Source organism: Virgibacillus sp. GM2-2 (assembly GCF_055329585.1).
Map to the genome: position 1 here is coordinate 15,907 of NZ_JBUZWC010000013.1, position 20,367 is coordinate 36,273.

General features: G+C 37.7%; 16 protein-coding genes. All 16 read right to left on the reverse strand.

Features of this window, described 5'->3' with window-relative positions; genetic code table 11:
* Positions 1-220: 220 nt before the first annotated feature.
* Complete coding sequence (gatB, locus tag ACY9Z2_RS14160) at positions 221-1,651, reverse strand: Asp-tRNA(Asn)/Glu-tRNA(Gln) amidotransferase subunit GatB (RefSeq protein WP_463610305.1); 1,431 nt, start codon at positions 1,649-1,651, stop codon at positions 221-223.
* A complete protein-coding gene (gene gatA / locus ACY9Z2_RS14165; RefSeq protein ID WP_463610306.1) occupies positions 1,651-3,120 on the reverse strand; it encodes an Asp-tRNA(Asn)/Glu-tRNA(Gln) amidotransferase subunit GatA in 1,470 nt (489 codons plus the stop codon). The genes gatB and gatA overlap by 1 nt, the downstream gene beginning before the upstream one ends.
* A 14-nt stretch (positions 3,121-3,134) precedes the next feature.
* Positions 3,135-3,425 carry an Asp-tRNA(Asn)/Glu-tRNA(Gln) amidotransferase subunit GatC gene (gatC, locus tag ACY9Z2_RS14170; protein WP_463610307.1) on the reverse strand — a complete coding sequence of 97 codons (291 nt, stop codon included), beginning with the start codon at positions 3,423-3,425 and terminating at the stop codon, positions 3,135-3,137.
* A gap of 185 nt (positions 3,426-3,610) precedes the next feature.
* The gene (locus ACY9Z2_RS14175; protein ID WP_463610308.1) at positions 3,611-3,745 is read right to left on the reverse strand and encodes a hypothetical protein; all 135 of its coding nucleotides are present in this window, start codon (positions 3,743-3,745) and stop codon (positions 3,611-3,613) included.
* Between the two features lie 15 nt (positions 3,746-3,760).
* Positions 3,761-5,026: a helix-turn-helix domain-containing protein gene (locus tag ACY9Z2_RS14180; RefSeq protein WP_463610309.1), complete on the reverse strand. Its 1,266-nt coding sequence runs from the start codon at positions 5,024-5,026 to the stop codon at positions 3,761-3,763.
* Between the two features lie 385 nt (positions 5,027-5,411).
* The gene (gene pruA, locus ACY9Z2_RS14185) at positions 5,412-6,959 is read right to left on the reverse strand and encodes an L-glutamate gamma-semialdehyde dehydrogenase (protein ID WP_463610310.1); all 1,548 of its coding nucleotides are present in this window, start codon (positions 6,957-6,959) and stop codon (positions 5,412-5,414) included.
* An 826-nt stretch (positions 6,960-7,785) separates the two neighbouring features.
* On the reverse strand, positions 7,786-9,036 hold the full coding sequence (locus ACY9Z2_RS14190; protein ID WP_463610311.1) for a CamS family sex pheromone protein: 1,251 nt from the start codon (positions 9,034-9,036) through the stop codon (positions 7,786-7,788).
* A 12-nt stretch (positions 9,037-9,048) separates the two neighbouring features.
* A complete protein-coding gene (ligA, locus tag ACY9Z2_RS14195) occupies positions 9,049-11,052 on the reverse strand; it encodes an NAD-dependent DNA ligase LigA (RefSeq protein WP_463610312.1) in 2,004 nt (667 codons plus the stop codon).
* 14 nt (positions 11,053-11,066) lie between these two features.
* On the reverse strand, positions 11,067-13,274 hold the full coding sequence (gene pcrA, locus ACY9Z2_RS14200; RefSeq protein ID WP_463610386.1) for a DNA helicase PcrA: 2,208 nt from the start codon (positions 13,272-13,274) through the stop codon (positions 11,067-11,069).
* A 24-nt stretch (positions 13,275-13,298) separates the two neighbouring features.
* Complete coding sequence (gene pcrB / locus ACY9Z2_RS14205) at positions 13,299-14,000, reverse strand: heptaprenylglyceryl phosphate synthase (protein WP_463610313.1); 702 nt, start codon at positions 13,998-14,000, stop codon at positions 13,299-13,301.
* Between the two features lie 448 nt (positions 14,001-14,448).
* Positions 14,449-15,099, reverse strand: coding sequence for a hypothetical protein (locus tag ACY9Z2_RS14210; RefSeq protein ID WP_463610314.1), 651 nt, complete (start codon positions 15,097-15,099; stop codon positions 14,449-14,451).
* Entirely contained in the window at positions 15,096-15,923 is an 828-nt protein-coding gene (locus ACY9Z2_RS14215; RefSeq protein ID WP_463610315.1) for an ImmA/IrrE family metallo-endopeptidase, read from the reverse strand. The genes ACY9Z2_RS14210 and ACY9Z2_RS14215 overlap by 4 nt, the downstream gene beginning before the upstream one ends.
* Before the next feature lie 4 nt (positions 15,924-15,927).
* Positions 15,928-16,284, reverse strand: a complete 357-nt coding sequence (locus ACY9Z2_RS14220; protein WP_463610316.1) for a helix-turn-helix domain-containing protein — start codon at positions 16,282-16,284, stop codon at positions 15,928-15,930.
* A gap of 387 nt (positions 16,285-16,671) precedes the next feature.
* Positions 16,672-16,971 carry a YerC/YecD family TrpR-related protein gene (locus ACY9Z2_RS14225; protein ID WP_463610317.1) on the reverse strand — a complete coding sequence of 100 codons (300 nt, stop codon included), beginning with the start codon at positions 16,969-16,971 and terminating at the stop codon, positions 16,672-16,674.
* A gap of 15 nt (positions 16,972-16,986) precedes the next feature.
* Complete coding sequence (locus ACY9Z2_RS14230) at positions 16,987-18,033, reverse strand: DUF3048 domain-containing protein (RefSeq protein ID WP_463610318.1); 1,047 nt, start codon at positions 18,031-18,033, stop codon at positions 16,987-16,989.
* A 435-nt stretch (positions 18,034-18,468) separates the two neighbouring features.
* Positions 18,469-20,211, reverse strand: coding sequence for an adenine deaminase C-terminal domain-containing protein (locus ACY9Z2_RS14235; protein ID WP_463610319.1), 1,743 nt, complete (start codon positions 20,209-20,211; stop codon positions 18,469-18,471).
* Between the last annotated feature and the right edge of the window lie 156 nt (positions 20,212-20,367).

The following is a 20,367-nucleotide window of genomic DNA, read 5'->3' on the forward strand; positions in this document are numbered from 1 at the left end:
ATGTAAAGATTTTGTAAATTTATTATCACATACAAACACTATCATAGTCCTTTTGAAGTAATTTGAAAAGGTTTAACTAAAATTTTTTTCACTGATAGGAAAATTTTCGTTTTAAGGAAATCGGTATAATGGCAACTATGGCTTTTGCAATGAAAGCTTGGCGATTTATATGTTATTTTACATAGAAATGACCACCCAATTGTAGGGTAGCCATTTCCTTCTATCGCTTATTCATTTCCTCTAACAATAGCTTATTCACCATTGGAGGGTTTGCTTGACCTTTTGTTTGCTTCATGACTTGCCCTACTAAGAAGCCTAACGCGCGATCTTTACCATTTTTAAAATCAATGATCGATTGTTCATTGTCATCTAAAATTTTCGTAATAATCTCGCGTAATTGACCTTCATCAGAGATCTGAACAAGTCCTTTATCTTTAACGATTTGCTCTGGATCTCCACCCTTTTCAACTAACTCAGCAAAAACTTTTTTTGCAATTTTAGATGATATCGTTCCATCTTCAATTAACGTAATCATTTTTCCAAGCCCTTCTGGAGTTAACGCTAAATCATGAAGTTCTTTTTGATGTTTATTCATGTATTCAAACACTGCACCCATAAGCCAGTTTGATGCTTGTTTTGTATCGGCACCATGCGTAATAGTTTCCTCTAGAAAGTCAGCCATTTCCTTTGAGTTTGTAATAATTGCGGCATCATATTCCGGTAGTTCTAATTCCATCATAAAACGTTCTTTCCGAGCATCTGGTAGTTCAGGAATCTGCTGACGAATTCGATCCATCCATTCGCCATCAATAGATAAATGTACTAGGTCAGGTTCAGGGAAATAACGGTAATCATCTGAGCCTTCTTTAACCCGCATCAGAATAGTTTCTTTTGTTTTTTCATCGTAACGACGAGTTTCTTGTAAAATCTCTCCACCTGAAAGAAGTTCTTTTTCTTGGCGTTTTTCCTCAAACTCTAATCCTTTTTGAACGAATGTGAAAGAATTTAAGTTTTTCAATTCCGTTTTTACACCGAATTCTTCTCGCCCAATTGGTCGGATGGATAGGTTTGCATCACAACGAAGCGAACCTTCTTCCATTTTACAATCGGAAACACCCGTATATTGAATAATGTTTTTCAATTTTTCCAGGTAAGCATATGCTTCCTCAGGAGAACGCATATCCGGTTCAGATACAATCTCAATTAGTGGAGTACCTTGACGGTTAAAGTCCACTAACGAGTAGCCATCATCACCATGTGTAAGCTTTCCAGCATCTTCTTCCATATGCAAGCGCGTGATTCCAATACGCTTTTTCTTTCCATTCACTTCAATCTCAATCCAGCCGTTTTCACCGATTGGTTTATCAAACTGCGAAATCTGATATGCCTTCGGGTTGTCCGGATAAAAATAGTTTTTACGGTCAAACTTTGTATCCGTTGCAATTTCACAGTTCAGTGCCATTGCAGCTTTCATTGCAAAGTTTACTGCTTCTTCGTTCACAACTGGTAGTACTCCAGGGTACCCTAAATCGATCGGATTCACATTCGTATTTGGTTCAGCGCCAAAGTGGTTGGGGCTTGGGCTAAACATTTTTGATTGTGTTTTTAATTCAACGTGTACTTCAAGTCCAATAACTGTTTCGAAATTCATTACTTTGCACCTCCAAGCTGAGGTCGTTTTGTATGGTGATCCGTTGCTTGCTCATATGCATGCGCAGCACGGAAAATTGTTTCTTCGTCAAAATGTTTTCCAATTACCTGTAAGCCAATCGGCAATCCATTCTCTGAAAATCCACAAGGAATGGAAATGCCAGGGATACCAGCTAAATTGACTGGGATTGTTAAAATATCGTTTGTGTACATTGTCAATGGATCATCTGTTTTTTCTCCAACTTTAAAAGCTGGCGTTGGGGTTGTTGGCCCAATAACGACATCATAACTTTCAAATACTGCTGCAAAATCATTGTTAATAAGCTTACGTACCTTTTGAGCTTTCTTGTAGTACGCATCATAATAACCAGATGATAATGCATACGTTCCAAGCATGATACGGCGTTTTACTTCATCACCGAATCCTTCACTACGAGACATTTTAAACATATCTAACATATTAGTTGCATTTTGTGAACGTACTCCATATCGAACCCCATCAAAGCGAGCAAGGTTAGCAGACGCTTCTGAAGACGCTAGTAAGTAATACGTCGCAACAGCATATTTTGTATGTGGTAAGGAAACTTCTTCCCATTCTGCACCAAGGGATTCATAGACCTTTAATGCTTCTAGAACAGAGTCCTTTACTTCTTTAGAAACACCTTCACCTAGATACTCTTTTGGTACTGCAATTTTTAGACCTTTTACATCACCTGATAGAGCATCAGTAAATTTCGGAACTTCTGTATTTCTACTAGTAGAATCCATTTCATCATGTCCTGCAATTACTTCCAATACACGCGCACTATCCTCGACGGTGCGTGTTAGTGGACCAATTTGATCAAGTGATGATGCAAATGCAACAAGTCCGAATCTAGATACACGGCCATATGTAGGCTTTAACCCAACAACGCCACAAAATGCTGCTGGTTGACGAATCGAACCACCGGTATCCGAACCTAGTGAAAATAATACTTCGCCAGCAGCTACTGCAGCAGCAGAACCACCACTTGAGCCACCGGGAACGTAATCTAAGTTCCACGGATTACGCGTTGCCGCATAGCTTGAATTTTCATTGGATGACCCCATTGCGAATTCATCCATATTTAATTTTCCAATATTAACTGCCTTAGCATCGTTCAATTTTTGAACAACAGTCGCATCATAAAGTGGATCGTCAAAGTTGTCCAAGAATTGACTAGCACATGTAGTACGAAGGTTTTTCGTTACAATATTGTCCTTAATTCCAACTGGCATCCCAAATAATAATGCAGCCGCATCTGGATTTTCTGCATCCAACTGCTTCGCTTTTTCAAGTGCTCGCTCTTTATCCAGCGTCAAAAAAGCTTGTACATCTTGATCAACATCTTCTATCCGCTTGTATGATTCATTTACAAGATCTGTAACGGTAATCTCTTTGTTATGTAATTTCTGTTCCAAATCTTTTATCGTGTGATCAAATAATGACATGTTTTATAACCCCCTTAATCCATAACAGATGGCACACGAAATTGCCCGTCTTTTTTATCTGGAGCATTCTTTAGTGCTTCTTCCTGTGTAATCCATTGTCTTGGCTCATCTTTTCTAAGTACATTCTTAGAATCCAGTACGTGTGTAGTTGGTTCTATATTGTCTGTATCCAATTCATTTAGCTGTTCAGCATAATCAATAATTTTACTCAACTGTTTCGTGAATTTATCCGCCTCATCATCCGTAATCGCAAGTCGAGCCAAATGCGCAACATGCTTCACATTTTCCTTCGTAATATCCGCCAATTAAAGCACCTCCATAAAAACTCTTACAATACTATTGATAATAGCAGAGTTAGCAGTGTATAAGCAACTAATGGGGAATTACCCCACCAAAAACAAAAAAAGGCCTGAATAGCTTTCCACACTATTCAGGCAAGTCATCATATAGTAATAGGGTAAAAAAAATTGATTAGTAACTCAATTTTTACTTAAAAATATGAGTTACTAATTGAGTAAACACTTGGTTCTCTATCATGTGCTAGATCCGTTGATTTATCAGAGGTAATGAAGAATCCAGCTACTAATAGAGCTCCTAAAGCTGCACTCGCAATTAGCTTTTTCATAGTTATCGCCTCCTTTTAAATAATCGTTATTTGCTCATATGCGTAATTAGCGAGCTTGTAAAACTTTATTGATTCTTTGTATTTATACAACCTCTCATAATGACTACCAAGCATGTTGGAATATATGATAAGGTTTGCATAATCCTTGTGTTGTTTTAGATAAGGGATGTATTCATCTATGACAGTCTTCTCAAATTCTTCATGTTCTTCCTTTATCGCATGATCGAAAGTTTTGATCACATAGTAAAACTGTCTACAGTCCTCGAAATTCTTAAACTTTTTAATTAATTCATATCCCTGCTTAACCATCTCTTTTGCCTTTTCAAAATTATAAATAGTATAATTTTCTCTCACCAAGGATGATACAGCAGCTAGTCTTTCAATTAAAAAAACTTCTTCAGAATTTATTATTTCCGTAAAAAATTTAATTGCTTCTTTAGACTCTCCTTTAGAAGAATATAATGCACCTAGGTTTTGATTAGTTAATTGAATAAGTTGTTTATTTTTAGTGAGTTTTCCAAGGTGTAATGCTAGGTTGAAATTTTTGATTGCCTTTTCATAAACTCTTATTCTTCTATGAGAGATTCCAAGAAGGATATGGCATTGGGCACATCTATAGAAATTATATTTTATCCTGAAGATTTCAATAGCTTTATTAGCATATTCAATACATTCTAAAGTATTTCTTAACTTACTATGTGTTACAGCAATGGTATATTGTAAATCTGCTACATATTCCTCATCTAGATTTAGTTGATTTAGTTTTTCTTCCGCCAGTTTATACATTCTCATTGCTTGATTGAATTCACCTTTGGAAGTACTATAGTTACCTTTAAATTTATACCAGTAAAATTGATGTAAACTGTCAAAGGTGTTAGAGATCTCATTGAGTCTATTAATTTGTTCAAGAGCCTTATCCATATCTTTTGTCACTAAATAATATCTAACCCTATGAATCTCAAAAAGTATTAAATTGTCAGAATGAATATGGCTAAGTAAATTCTCCAATTCTTGATACTTTTCTTCTATTACTTTTTTATCGTTCGTCTCAAACAACAAATCATACCATTCTTGGCATTTCTCCTTGATCGTAACCTCTTTATCATCGTCTCGCTGAACTCCAAGACGTGTACACAATAAGCTGATTACTTCTGGGCTTGGCTCCGTTTTCTGATTCTCAATCTTAGACAAGTATGACATGGAAACGATACCCTCTGCTAATTCCTCTTGTGTCATTCCTTGCTTGATACGTTGTAATTTAATAAAGGGTCCTGTCTCCATCTATATACCCACCTTCTTGATATATCGGGATGAATTACCTTGTGAAATTGGTATATTTATATGATACCATAATTTCAGATAATTCATATTGGGAAAGTTGAGGGGGTAAAACCCTGTTTAAACCACCAAAAACTTTCCTACTTTCCTAAATGTACGAAAAAAAACCTCTTTTTGCAATAAAATATGCAAAAAAAGGTCATTTTTCGTACTAGGTCTTTCCTACTGCCAAGATTCGACAAAGTATTTACTCTCACTTATTTTTGTCTAGCTACAGCTCCTAGCGTCTAGCAAATAGTTAGTCATGATGAACGTAGGGAAAGTACACCCTACTTTTCATATGCCTATCTATTTGTACGAAGCTTTGCAGTCGCTTTCGCCTTTCAATTTAAAACATTTCTGAAGTAGTTTTACCTTGCATGTGATGGATTAGATAGTCTGGTCCACCAGCTTTTGAGTCTGTACCTGACATGTTGAATCCACCAAATGGTTGATATCCAACGATTGCTGCTGTACAGCCACGGTTGAAGTATAGGTTACCAACATGGAAGTCTTGACGAGCTTTTTCTTGATGATCGCGGTTATTTGTAATAACTGCTCCAGTTAGACCGTACTCTGTATTGTTTGCAATTTCGATTGCATGATTGAAATCTTTCGCTTTTGTCAATGCAACAACAGGTCCGAAGATTTCTTCTTGCATGATACGAGCTTCTGGATCAACGTCAGCAAATACAGTAGGGTTTACGAACCAACCTTTGCTGTCATCTCCGTCTCCACCAACAAGTAGTTTACCTTCATCTTTTCCAATCTTGATGTAGTCCATAATTTTATCGTAAGCACCTTGATCGATAACTGGTCCCATGAAATGAGAATTATCAGATGGATCTCCAGCACTTAATTCTTTTGTTAATTCTGCTACACGGTCTTTCACTTGATCATAAACATCTTCATGAATCACTGCGCGTGAACATGCTGAACATTTTTGACCAGAGAACCCGAATGCAGATTGTACAATTGATTGAGCAGCTAATTCAAGATCTGATTCATTGTCCACAACAATCGTATCTTTACCACCCATTTCGATAATTGTACGTTTTAGCCATTTTTGACCTTCATGTACTTTTGCCGCGCGTTCAAAGATTCGAGTACCAACATCTCTTGAACCAGTGAAGCTTACAAAACGTGTACGAGGATGATCAACTAAGTAGTCTCCAACTTCTTTACCTGATCCAGGTACGTAGTTGATTACGCCAGCTGGAAGTCCAGCTTCTTCAAGTACTTCCATCAATTTATATGCAATTACTGGAGTTGAACTTGCAGGTTTTAGTAGGACAGTGTTACCTGTAACCATTGCTGCAACTGTTGTACCCGCCATAATTGCGAATAAGAAGTTCCAAGGTGAAATAACGACACCAACACCTAATGGAATATAGTTATATTGGTTATATTCAATCGGACGACTTTCAATTTTTACGCCATCCTTGAATTTAAGCATTTGACGGCCATAATACTCTAGGAAGTCGATTGCTTCTGCAGTATCTGCATCCGCTTCTTTCCATGGTTTTCCGCCTTCTTTTACAAGATGTGCTGTAAATTCAAATTTACGACGTCGCACAATTGCCGCTGCACGGAATAGAATATCAGCACGCATTTTAGGGTCTGACTTTCTCCACGTTTCAAACTTACTATCCGCAACTTTCATTGCTTGTTCAGCTAGCTCTTTATTAGCTTTTGAAACGTACCCAATTACTTCATCTTTGTTAGCAGGGTTAACAGAAACGATTTTATCTTCTGTTGTAATGCGTTCCCCACCTATAATAAGTGGATATTCTCCACCAAGATCAGCTTCTACCTTTTTAATTGCTTCTAGCATAAGCTTTTTATTTTCTTCTACTGTGAAGTCTGTAAAAGGCTCGTGTTTGTACGGTACTACCATGAAAAAAAACCTCCTTGATAATTAAGCAATTTACTCCATGATTGCGTTTTCATAGCACAAAAGCGTAAGTGCCCGTTTATTGGCGTATGACCTGCACCCACACAATGTGGGTAGTTCAATGTTGCCTCGCAAAGTGGCGGTTTTAATCGAACTTCCTCCATATGAGATAAAGGAAACATGCCCCTGCAAAAGGGGTATGCCGACGTTGGGCGGCAAGCCCGTATTTAGTCGGCAGTCCTTTGATAAGAGAATCGATGTTGACTTATCGTAAGGAGGTGCCGGAAGGGCAATAGCCAATGGGCACTGAAGCTGGACGTGGCTATTCACGGTACTTCAGTATACAACGCTATTATAAATACTATTCTAACAACTAGCATGATGGAGTATCTCCACCCATCATTTTAACCTAATAAGTTCAACAGTTCAATGAATCTACCCAAATTTAGAAAAGTGGGATTATCTTCTAGTAAATCAAGTTCTCACTCACTTCCATTAAGAAGTAATTCTTCTAAATCATAGAGACAGATACATCCCTGAAATGGACACAGGATACCTTATTTTCACTTTTCATACCTGTTTTATGGGTTAATCGGACACAGGATACCTTATTAGGCAAAAACACATTGAAATCTCCATTTTCCCCTTATATAACGAATCCTGAGTCCGCTAACTTGCACATTTGACCTATTTTGGTATGAATAACGGCTCTGGTGTCCGCTAAATCTCCATTCTTTTATTACTAGCTTTGCGACGTGTTAAATAAGTGAACATAATAAAAAGTCTAAGGCTTTCACCAGCGAAACCTGATGAAAAACCTTAGAATATTCTAATGAAAAATATGAACAGTTGGATCCTCAACTCCAGCGCTTCGGTAGATTAAACTTTCCATTTTCGCGCTTGAGGATACTTTAATTTCAAGGTCAAAGTAATTCGGGAACATTTCTTTTACCAATCCATAGGCATACTGTGTAAAACCTATTACTTCTCCTTTACCGTAAAACTCAATCGGTACTTCTAATGTTAACTTTTTCAGTTCACCGTCAATGTAAAATCCTTCTCCGATTACACCAACATAATTCGGGAAAAATTGTGCCACTTCATTAGTGAAATTGGAAACCAACTGTGAGTCATCGTAATATTTTTCTTCCGCTTGGTCTGATGGAAATAAAATATACTCTTCCTCAATCTTCTCCCAATCACCAATTGACATGTCTCCGCCTTTTACATATGTGTTAGCAACAAAGTTTCCTGGGATAGGTGAACCTTGAGATTCCTCTCTGTACAAAGCAAACATAATTGGTATATTTTGGAGCCCTTCCATTTTGCGTATGCGTTCTAAAATTGTTTGGGCCATTTGTTTTCCTTGCTTCAACATTTCTTCTTTACTAATTTGCTCATATAAATATGGGCCGTCTTTTATAGCTTGAAACCGGTATTCTGACTTCAAGGCGAGAGCTATCGAAATACCTGCCAATTGCACAGTGTTATCCTTTTTCTTTATCAAAAAGTTTTGTTCTAAAATATGGGAAAGATACTTCGGATTTTCACGGTAAGCTTTTTCTGGTGCTCCCCCTTCACTGGCAGCACCTGGTAAAGCAGGATTCAATGCCACACTAGATTCTTCTTTAATGTTCTTCCTTATTTCCGCACGTCTTTCTTCACTTACCTCATCATCAATACTATTAACTTTTTCTTCTACCGCTTGATCCAGTTGTTTTTCTGTCAAATCACGCACAAGCCAACTCAATATGACATCCTCTGACAACTGTTGACCTGCCTGAAAATAAAGCTTACTTGGATCAAAGTATTCTTTCGAATGCCTCCGTAACCCCTCTTCCATTTCATCAATATCTAATCGGTTACCAACCTGATTAACGATTAGCCCGCGTGCTGCACTAGGTTTATATGGAAGAACCATTTTATAATTTTCTTCTGAAAGCTGGTAGCTAGGAACGATCGATTTTTCTTGATTGGCTGTCTCGTCTTCCTTTTTCACCACTTCTTCTTCATTTATATTTGGTGAACAGCTTGTCATGAATAGAAGTGCACCTGTTAACCAAATAGCTATTTTTTTCACTTTCCCCACTCCTTACTCACCTAAGGCTTCTCTAAGCTGTTGTTCGTTCCAAATGGTAATGCCAAGTTTTTCAGCTTTTTCTAGCTTGGAACCGGCATCCTCTCCTGCAATGACAAAATCTGTCTTCTTACTTACACTTCCTGTGACCGCTCCACCTAATTGCTCGATGGCTGCTTTTGCTTCTGGACGTGTAAATGATTCCATTTTTCCAGTTAATACAACCGTTTTCCCAGAAAAAATTGTATCTTGTTCAATATTTTGTTTTTTTGGACCTTTATATGTCATGTTAACATGTAGATCACTTAATTCGTTAATTAAATCTATTACTTCTTCTTCTGAAAAATATTGTGCGATCGAATCGGCCATTTTGTCCCCGATTTCGTCAATCTCAATTAAGTCTTCATACATTGCATTCATTAGTTTTTCCATCGTATCAAAATGAGCTGCTAACGTTTTAGCGGCTTTTGAACCAACAAAACGGATACCTAGTCCGAAAAGTAGCTTTTCCAGAGAATTTTCCTTTGACGTTTCAATGGCCTTCAACAGATTATCTACTGATTTTTCTCCCATTCGTTCCAGCTGTAACAAGTCGTCCCGTTGCAGGCGATATAGATCAGCAATCGTGTGAATGAGTTTTTCTTGGAAAAGTTGAATAATCACTTTTTCGCCTAGCCCATCAATATTCATTGCATTCCGAGAAACGAAATGAATTAGTCCTTCCTTCAGTTGGGCAGGACAGTTAGGATTGATACAACGTAATGCTACCTCTTCCTCTAATCGGACAAGCTCACTATCACAGGCTGGACAATTCTCAGGCATATGAAAGTCCTTTTCTGATCCAGTCCGCTTCTCTTCCACAACCCGTACAACCTCGGGAATGATATCTCCGGCTTTTTTAATTACAACGGTATCACCTAATTTTATATCCTTGGCACGAATTAAATCTTCATTATGTAATGAAGCTCGTTTGACGGTTGTACCCGCTACTTTAACAGGTTCCAGAATAGCTGTTGGCGTAATAACTCCTGTTCTACCAACGCTTAGTTCAATATCATGAAGCGTTGTAATGACTTCTTCAGCTGGAAATTTGTATGCAATCGCCCACCGTGGACTTTTTGCGGTAAATCCTAATTCTTCCTGCTGATCTAAACTATCCACTTTAATGACGATTCCATCAATTTCGTAGCTTAGATTTGGACGATTTTCTTCCCAATACGTTACAAATTCGATTACTTCTTCGATTGTGTTGCATTTTTTCCACTCAGGATTTGTTTTAAATCCTAATTCTTTCATATAGTTTAGTCGTTCACTATGCGAGGACAGGGATCCTGCTTCCCATTCTCCCACTCCATATAAAAATATATCAAGATTACGCTTTGCAGCAATTTTCGGATCTAATTGTCGGAGCGACCCAGCTGCTGCATTGCGTGGATTAGCGAATGGCTCTTCTTCTTTTTCTTCACGTTTCTGGTTTAGTGCCAAAAATGATTTATGTGGCATAAACGCTTCCCCACGTACTTCGATTGTACTTGTTTCTTTTATCGTTAATGGGATGCTTTTAATGGTTCGCAGATTACTCGTAATATCTTCACCAGTTGTACCATCACCACGAGTTGCCCCACGTACAAACTTACCATTTTCATAGGTCAGGGATACAGCAAGTCCATCAATTTTCAATTCACATACGAAAGTTAATTCCTCATCAGTGCCGCCAGCAGCTCGCCGAGCAAAATCACGTAAATCTCCTTCGTTAAATGCGTTCCCTAGACTTAACATGGGAACGTTATGCTGAACTTTTTGGAATGCGTCAAGTGGCTCACCGCCCACGCGTTGTGTAGGCGACTCCGGTGTTATGAATTCCGGAAAATCTTCCTCTAAGTTTCTGAGCTCTTGCATCTTCTGGTCATATTCAGAGTCTGGCACACTTGGTTTATCTAACACATGGTATTCGTAATTATACTGGTTAAGTAATTCACTTAACGCGGCGATTTTTTCTTGTGCTTGCTGTTTGTCCATTGCTGTGGCACCTCCTATTGTTTCGTAATTGGAGCAAATTTTGCTAATACACGTTTGATTCCTGTTGGTGCAGGAAAAGCAATATCAAGCTCCATCCCATCACCTTCACCTTGAACCTTAACAACTGTCCCGACACCCCACTTTTTATGTGATGCCTTGTCGCCAGATTTCCATGTCTCATTCTCTGCACCTGTTGTCGTTTGCATGCGTTGTGCTTTTCGTTTAATTGGTGTTGGTTCATCCTGAACATTGCGTCGGCCACCGAACATTGCAGCACGCGCCTCTTCCATTCCATCAATCAGTTCACTTGGAATCTCACTAATAAAACGACTAATTGGATTCATATTCGTTCTACCAAATAGTGTGCGCATTTTTGCATGGGTCAAATATAATTCTTTTTCAGCTCGTGTAATACCTACATAGGCTAGTCTGCGCTCTTCTTCCATTTCGTCGTTATCAAACATGGAGCGACTATGTGGAAATACGTTTTCTTCCATTCCAATTAAGAAAACGACTGGAAACTCCAATCCTTTCGCAGCATGAAGCGTCATCAAGGTAATCTTTTCATCTGATACCTCTTCATCATCTTCGACCCGATCAATATCAGCGATCAATGCTAGGTCGGTTAAGAAGGTAACCAGTGTTTTATCTTCTTCGCTTGTTTCCTCAAAGTCCTGTGTAACAGTCATGAATTCCTCTAAGTTTTCCAACCGACTCTGAGATTCAATCGTATTTTCACGCTGGAGCGATTCTTCATAGCCTGTCCGCTTTAATACAGCTTCAACCATATCCGTAGCTGTTAAAAATTCCTGTTGCTGTGATAGTGATCCAATTAATGAACCGAATTCAGCTAGTGCCTGGGCAGCTTTTTTTGATACTCCAGTAAAATCAATTTCCTTCACAGTTTCATAAAAAGAAATTCCATGTTCAGCTGCATAAGCGCGAATTCGGTCAACAGATGTTTTTCCAATACCACGCTTTGGCACATTCACGACACGTTCAAAACTTAAGTCGTCATCTGGATTCGTAATTAGACGCAAATAGGCAACCATATCCTTGATTTCTTTTCGCTCATAGAATTTCGTTCCCCCAACCATCTGATATGGAATAGTTGATTTCATTAACGTATCCTCTATGGCACGGGATTGGGCATTGGTACGATATAAAATTGCGATATCCTTTGGTGAGTATCCTTGCTCTTGTGATAGTTGTTGAATCTTATTCGTAACGAAAAACGCTTCTTCGTGCTCCGTTCCGCCTTGGTAATAATAGATATTGTTTCCGTCTTCATTATCCGTCCATAAATTCTTCGGTTTGCGACCAGGGTTGTTCTGAATCACTTTGTTTGCTGCTTCTAAAATAGCCTTTGTCGAGCGATAGTTTTGCTCCAAGAAAACAGTTTTTGCAGCGGGATAATCGTTTTCAAACGATAAAATATTTGTAATATCTGCTCCACGCCAACGATAAATGGATTGGTCAGAATCCCCTACTACACAAAGGTTTTGAAAACGTGATGCAAGCTGTTTTACTAAATAATATTGTGCATGGTTCGTATCCTGATACTCATCAACATGAATATACTGGAATCGTCGTTGATAATATTCTAAAACCTCTGGTACACGTTTAAACAGGTGAATGGTCTGCATAATCAGGTCATCAAAATCGAGGGATTGATTTTTTTGTAGTGTTTTTTGATACGACACATAGATATCGGCGATTTGACGATCATAAAAATTACCGACATTTTTACTAAATTCCTCTGGTGTCACCAGCTCATTTTTAGCATTACTAATTGCTCCGAGCATTGCCCGTGGCTCGAATTTTTTTGGGTCAATGTTAAGATTTTTTTGGATTTGTTTAATCACTGATAGCTGATCACCACTATCTAAAATAGTGAAATTTCGATTATAACCAATCCGATCAATATCTCGTCGTAAAATCCGGACACACATGGAGTGGAACGTTGACACCCAAATTTGTTCGCTTTCCGGTCCTACTAATTTACGCACGCGCGCCTTCATTTCGCGAGCCGCTTTATTCGTAAACGTTATCGCTAAAATACTTCTTGGGGAAACCTCTTTTTCTCCAAGCAAGTAAGCAATACGATGTGTTAACACACGTGTCTTCCCACTTCCAGCACCCGCCATTATTAATAGTGGTCCTTCTGTATGTTTCACAGCCTGTTGCTGCTCGTTATTTAATCCTTTTAGTAAGTCGCCCATCGTTTGACTCACAACGACACCACCTTAATTATCTTTTTCTATATCTTTCACGGCTTTAACCGTTTTCAGTGCTTTTTTTAGATTCGTATAAATGCTGTTTCCAACAATTATTACATCAGCATATTGTTTCATTTCAGCTGCTTGAAAGCTGTTTTCAATTCCACCACCGTAAAAAAGGGTTGTGTTATCAAGCTGCTCCTTCACCTGTTTAACCAGAGTTGGATCACCGTATGTACCACTATATTCCATATAGAATATCGGCAAGTGGAAAACGTGTTCAGCCATGTACGCATATGCCGTAACATCTTCATCACTTGGAAGTTGGCTGTTTGTATGAGTAAAGGCTTTTGCATTTTCATTCAAAATACAATACCCTTCCACAAAAATATCATCCCAATCCATGATATCTTTATATTCCTTAATCGCTTGATGTTGGATATCCATCATCCATTTTTTATCCTGGCTATTCATCACCATTGGGATAAAGTAGTGATCGAATCCTGGTGTTATAGCTTCTAAATTAGAAACTTCTAAAATGCATGGCACGGAGTGTCGGCGTATTCTTGATAACAAATCTAATACCCCATCTAATGTTACATTGTCTGTTCCACCAACCATAACTGCATCCGTACCAGATTCACAAACCTTATCTAGGTCTTCATCCGAAATTTCCTTTGCTGGATCAAGCTTAAATATATGATTAAAATTATTCAATGCGTTTTGCAAAATAAAAATCCTCCATCATTATATTCCATTATTTCATTATAGCAAAAATCTGTAGTTGAAATTAGGTGGTGGGGTGATATTTTGATGAAAAAGTTTAGTTATATTATAAAGGTTGTATGAAAGAGGATTTTTAGGGATGCCTTTTGTAATAGATTTATTTATCCAACAATTGTGAGTACACTACTGACGAAAGATCGAAAACCAGCTTCTAATTTTTGCTTATTAACTGAATGAATTTCGTAATTGCAATATATTACACCTGCTCCACTATCGAATATACGTTCTTTTTTATAGTTTGACAAGTATTTCTTCATTTGTCTTCGATTATACTTTTTATCATTAAATCATTTAATATTCGATTTTGAATGGGACGTCTGATTAGGAATGTTAAAAAGGTTATTAAAAATTTTGGGATACAAATCTGCATTTAGACTTGTATCCCTAGAAGTTATTTAAGGTATTCAATTAATCTATCCTTTAACGTGTTTAACTTTTTATCTAATTTTTCTTTAGTATCATTACTATGACATACCTTAAAAAACTTTATAACATCACTAGGTTTTGCTACACTATCTTGTACGCAAAAAACACAAAAGTCTTCTATGGTATCTTGTTCTATGGGGATTTCTTTATTAAGATCTGCTGAATAAACTTGAATGTTTTCATCCGAAATTACTTCACGTATCTCAAAATCATTACTACTAATTATGTTCGCTGATATTAACTGAGCCAAAGCTAAGGAATGAATTTCACCTATATTACTGCTTGTTTTCGGCACCATTCCTTTTTCTTGTTTTTTTGCCTTTAAATTTTCAAATCCTTCCTTTACCTCATTTACATATTTCCGATACAGTAGTTTATGCTCATCTGGCAAACAACTTTCTTCGTTGTGGTCAAATAAACTCCAATCTCTTCTTTTAATCTCATCAAGGATTAAATTCCTCTCAGACTCAACCTTAAATTCATTCACTACCTCAATATGGATATTAATATTTTCATATACGTTGTCTACCCAATCAAAGACATCACATTTTCTAAAGTCTATCGCCTGCATTAGTAAATTTGTATCGACAATTACTTTCCCCCTGCGTACTGTCATTTTACTGAACCCTTTGTTCTATATAGTTCATCGAGAAAATCATCGTCATCATCATTTTCTATCTCTTGTAGAACCTTTTTAGATTTAGCTGAACGTTTTTCAGCATAATCAACTGATTTTTCAGGGGAAACATTTGCTAATCTTTTGGAAGCTTCTAGATAATCCAAATATCCTTTTTGAACTTCTTCTGAAATTCGTTCCTCATAATCCGTGAATCGATTAATAAACAACGGCTTATCCAACGGGCTTTCTACAACGTTTAGTTCATCACGCATTGTTATCCAGTCAATTTCTGAGAAATCCGCTAGTTTTTTATTATTTGTTAAATTTAACTCAACTAATCTTTTTGCAACAGCTACATAAGGGGCTGATGATATATCTGCTATACGTATAACAACTCTTTTTTCTGCAGTTTCTTTGTTAGTATCCTCTTGTAATGATCGAACTAAAGAACGAACCAATGATTCTGGCAACATCAAAGCTGCGGCAAACCTCTCAGCCGCCCTTTCATGGTCTATATCATCCTTTACCATTGCATTTATGTCTAATACGTGCCACAGCTCATGAGAAGCTGTAAAGTACCTTAGCCTTAATGATTTACACGAATTTAACAATACATATTTTTCACTACCACGCTTAATTGTAATTGTAGCTCCAAAAAATTCAGGATCCTCTATTTCTTTATAAACCACTGAAGCGAATTCTTCAATTTTTGTTTCAATACTGGACCCGATGAATATTTCCGCACCAAAATGTTCACTTATTACTTGAAGAGCAAAAGCTTCACCTACCCGATCAGCCTTGGTCGTCTGTTGGTATCCCATCACATTAAACCTTTAATCCCGTTTTACTAATCTCATTTGCATACTTAATTTCGTCATCTTTTAAACAGGAAAAAATAACGTTTTGCAAAGCACTTTCTCCTGCTCTGGTGGTTATATTCCCTCTTAGTTGAACAGTATATACCTTAGCTTCTTCCTTCTCATGTATCAGTTCATCCACAGATACACCAAGTATTTCCGCCACCTGAATAATACGTTCAGACGTAAAAATTCTATTGCCGTTAATCATATGTTGAACTAGAGATTTACTAACTCCTAATTCGTCTGCTAACCACTGATATGATTTTTTATGCAACTTTAACCAGTTACTTACATAGCCTGCAACTACTGAACTAATATTCATGTTATTCACCTCTGATTTATAATTTATCCAAATCAATATGTTTTATTATTTTCTTCACTTCTTACTTATTAGTATACAACATTTTTGTTATTTTGTGTATACGTATACACATTATGTATAAATTTTTTTGCACTTTAAGAAAATCCCTTATAAGATTGCAAAGTTATCAACTTACATCTGACTCATTTTTTTATTCCTCATAATTCTTTGTAATTGTTGGAAATCACGGTTATTATATCTTTCCGAATAATAAATTTGAAAGGTACTTCTGACTAAGTTAACTGTAGGGATTAATGAAGTATCTAAATGAATTTAATAATTGTTCTTATAAGTGAAATAGAATATTGCCACAGACCCAAGTTCGCAACTCAGGCCATGACACCAGTCTTATTTATCTTCCTCAGCCAGTCGATCCAATACCATTTTGTAACCATCACTTCCGTAATTGATACATCGTCTAACTCTAGAAATAGTGGCGGTTGATGCTTTTGTTTCTTTTTCAATGGAACTATACGTAAGCCCTTCCGACAGCATTTTTGCAACCTGTAACCGTTGGGCTATCGAATGTATTTCACTCATTGTAGCTATATCATCGAAAAATTGATAGCATTCTTCACGATTTTTTAAGGATAGTATGCCATCAAATAATTGGTCCAGCTGCTTTCCTCGTAGTTTATCAATTTGCACGTTTTCCCCTCCCGTTTATTCTGTGACCTTTACTGGTGTATTTAACGGAACGATATTGATCCACGTTTTGCCTGGAACTAGTCCCACAGGTTCGCCATCCTTTACAGGAATGATTCGACCATCTTGATTTTTCCATTCTACTTGTTGAATCTTTCCTTTTTGAATCAAAAATCCGTCGCCTCCAGATGTTAGGTCGATTGCACGGCGGCCAGCGTCATCAATTACTTTGTGATCAGTTTTAACAATGAAAATATTATCTAGCAGTATTGGTTCCTCAGAATTCAATTCTACCGTTTGTTCTTGGTCGCTCGTGCGTGTATATTTCTCTGAATCGGCATTATATTGATAGCCAACAATCTCCATCGGTTGATCGGAATAAACAATTCGCACATGTGATGCAGGGTCTCCGCTAATTTCATCTAACTCAGCTTCTGTTAAAAATGGTAACGGTTGTTTATTCGATTCTACCGAATACCCTTTTGATTTTGCCACTTCATAGATTGCTCCAACCTGAACGTAGGAATTATGCGGTGCTTTGCGAAAGCTTTCTCGCTTAAAAAGATGTCCATCATTATCGTGCAATGAGCCATTCAAGTGGTCAATACCCCGCTCCTTGATCATGTCATTTACAAAGTTTGCTGCACCGTGGTAAACATACAGGGCATCATAACCATTCGCTAATTCAAAGAAATATTCTCGAGCACTTCGAACTGGCCCTACAACATCAGGAAGTTCACTTTGAAAGATTGCTAAAAAGCGCGTAATTTGACCCTCTGCCAGGATCTCAAACACAATATCAGCCTTCGATAGTCCAGTTTGAGGGCGAGCCTTCGTATGGTTGTTTACCATGATGCCAATTGGTCGGTTCGTCACTTGATTTTCTGCAGCCGTTCCAGTTAACGGATAAACGTATTCGGTTGAAGTATTTGAATCTGGTGTATTTGCTTTTTGTTCCACTGCATTTTGTTTTTCGCCGTTATTTGAAGCTTCACTTTCTTCTTTTGTACACCCAACAAGCAGTACCAATAATACTACTAGTAAATAAAAGAATAGTTTATTCATAATCCCCCACGCCCTTTTTATTTATGCCCTTTTCTTAAGTTTTGTTGCTTTTTTTGGAACTACCGTTCCGGAAATACACTTCGCTTTCCGCGGGCTTGCGCTGAGCCTCCTCGTTCGCAAAGAACGCTCACTGTGGGGTCTCATCACTTCGCTTTCCCGCAGGAGTCTTCGTGTATTTCCTGCACTTGTGTACCGCCTCATTTTTATTGTATCTTTATTTAATTCAATGACTATCATTCGATAGTTGGTTGGAGCAGAGGGCAGTCGACTCCTGCAGGAAAAGCATTCCTTATCTGCGAGGCGGCTGAAGCGTTGCCTGCGGAAAGCGACTGCCCACAGCGGAAACCAACTTGCTGGTGCGAATTTTTATTTATTACTACAGAGTTTTGTTTTAAAACAACAATTTTTTAGAAAACTACCTTTATTTATTATACGCTACCGCATAATTGCTGGAAAGAGCACTTCTTTTTTCTTAACATCAATTATCCCTCGCTGTGTAATCCGAATAAACGGTAAGTGAATGGATGATAAAAACAAGATCGCATAGACAGGGTCACCATACGTATATCCAAATTCTTTCAGGAGACCTTTCAGTTCTTTTTCTTTTTCTATTAGGTCTTCCATTTTTCCGTCGTACATAATTCCAGATAGCGGTAATGGAAGTTCGAAAATAACCTTCTCATCATGAACTACAACAATTCCACCACCAAGCTCTTTAAGCCTTTTCGAAGCAAGAAGAATGTCTTGTTTACTTTTACCAATATATACAACATCACCTGTAGTGGAATACGAGCTGCAAATTGCTCCGAGTTTTTTCGTAAATCCACGAATTGTCGTATTTACTCGCCATTTTCCATTCCGATCCATCAGTAATAGGAAAGCATCATCATTATGTTCTGGTAGCTTACTCAATGTGACATCTGTTTCTATCGCATATGGCTTCATGATGACATCGTTAACCATATCTAACCCAATTGGAATGGAAAACTGTAAATCACTTTCGGTAAGTTCCCAATCAAATGCTAATGGGCCAACCCCATGTTTTTCCCAATCCATTTGAAAATCAAGTGATTGTTCAGCCTTATCTAGTTTCAACCATTTTCCACTAGCTAATACGCTGACTGGATGCGGATTATCTTTATTATCTAGTATATTGATATGTGCAATTTTTCCTGGAGCAATACCACCGAGCTCATCATCCAGCCCGAAATGTTTTGCAACATTATACGTTGCCATCCGGTATGCGTCCTCAAGTGGAACGCCTTTTTCAATGGCAATTTCAATACATACATTCATTAAACCTCTTTCATAAAAGGCAGGTGTAGAACCATCTGTATTCATTGTTACATTATCATAGGTTTTAATACCTTCAGCCAGCAGGCCTTCTAGAATTTCAGGTAAATCCGGTCTTATGGAGGAATAACGCAACCCAACATTGTATCCTAATCGTAGGCGTCGCATTGCCTCTTCGGCTGTCATCGCTTCATGATCAGCTGTCACACCAAGTAGCTTCATACGTGTAAGCGTTAGTTCAGAGGCACCTGGCAAATGACCTTCAATTGGCTTACCTAAGCGCTTTGCCTCTTGCATCCAGTAAAGAATTCTCTCGTCACCTCTTAATAGACGTGGCCAAGCTGTTAACTCTCCACCTTGCACAACAGATTGATTATCTAACCAAGAAAGTATCGATTCGCTATTGAAGATCGCTTCCTCATCCTGTAATGCCGTCTGTGAATCTAATCTGGACCACCAATAAATAGAGATTGGTAGCTTGGTAAACTCATTGATGATAGAAAACGCTTTCTTTTTAGATAATAAAAATAACCACATTAAATTGTCATTTACAAGTGTGGTTGTACCGAACTTAGCAGCATGTGTTGCTAGAGATTCCGGGTTGTATAACTGAAATGGATGTGCATGTGGTTCCATGTAACCTGGCACCAAGTATTGACCTTCACAATCTATCATTTCAACGTTTGTTGTATTTTCAGGTAATAGCTCACCTACGTAGACGATTCGATCTTTTAGCACCCATATATTTGCCTTTAGCCATTGTTTTGTATATACATTTAAGTAGATTCCATTCGTAAAAACCTTTGTTGGCGCAACCTTTCCATCGATGACAGCTACATGCTCACGTAGCTCACGATTCCGCCAAAGGTATCCGTTCTCGCCCATAAAAACAACTCTCCAATAATATATTTTCTATAATTTTATCACGATTTTACACTTTTGCACACTAAAGATATAAAGTAAAACTACTTTTTCTAGTCTTATTTTATTGAATAAAGTAAACCAAGCACTTTTTCCACATTATTGGAAAAAGTGCTTGCG

Bases quoted from the DNA above. Each gene is read 5' to 3' on its own strand.
- ACY9Z2_RS14180 (WP_463610309.1), bottom strand. From the start codon at position 5,026: ATGGAGACAGGACCCTTTATTAAATTACAACGTATCAAGCAAGGAATG.
- ACY9Z2_RS14175 (WP_463610308.1), bottom strand. From the start codon at position 3,745: ATGAAAAAGCTAATTGCGAGTGCAGCTTTAGGAGCTCTATTAGTAGCT.
- pcrA (WP_463610386.1), bottom strand. From the start codon at position 13,274: ATGGGCGACTTACTAAAAGGATTAAATAACGAGCAGCAACAGGCTGTG.
- ACY9Z2_RS14215 (WP_463610315.1), bottom strand. From the start codon at position 15,923: ATGGGATACCAACAGACGACCAAGGCTGATCGGGTAGGTGAAGCTTTT.
- ACY9Z2_RS14220 (WP_463610316.1), bottom strand. From the start codon at position 16,284: ATGAATATTAGTTCAGTAGTTGCAGGCTATGTAAGTAACTGGTTAAAG.
- gatA (WP_463610306.1), bottom strand. From the start codon at position 3,120: ATGTCATTATTTGATCACACGATAAAAGATTTGGAACAGAAATTACAT.
- pruA (WP_463610310.1), bottom strand. From the start codon at position 6,959: ATGGTAGTACCGTACAAACACGAGCCTTTTACAGACTTCACAGTAGAA.
- ACY9Z2_RS14235 (WP_463610319.1), bottom strand. From the start codon at position 20,211: ATGGGCGAGAACGGATACCTTTGGCGGAATCGTGAGCTACGTGAGCAT.
- ACY9Z2_RS14230 (WP_463610318.1), bottom strand. From the start codon at position 18,033: ATGAATAAACTATTCTTTTATTTACTAGTAGTATTATTGGTACTGCTT.
- ACY9Z2_RS14210 (WP_463610314.1), bottom strand. From the start codon at position 15,099: ATGACAGTACGCAGGGGGAAAGTAATTGTCGATACAAATTTACTAATG.
- gatB (WP_463610305.1), bottom strand. From the start codon at position 1,651: ATGAATTTCGAAACAGTTATTGGACTTGAAGTACACGTTGAATTAAAA.
- ligA (WP_463610312.1), bottom strand. From the start codon at position 11,052: ATGGACAAACAGCAAGCACAAGAAAAAATCGCCGCGTTAAGTGAATTA.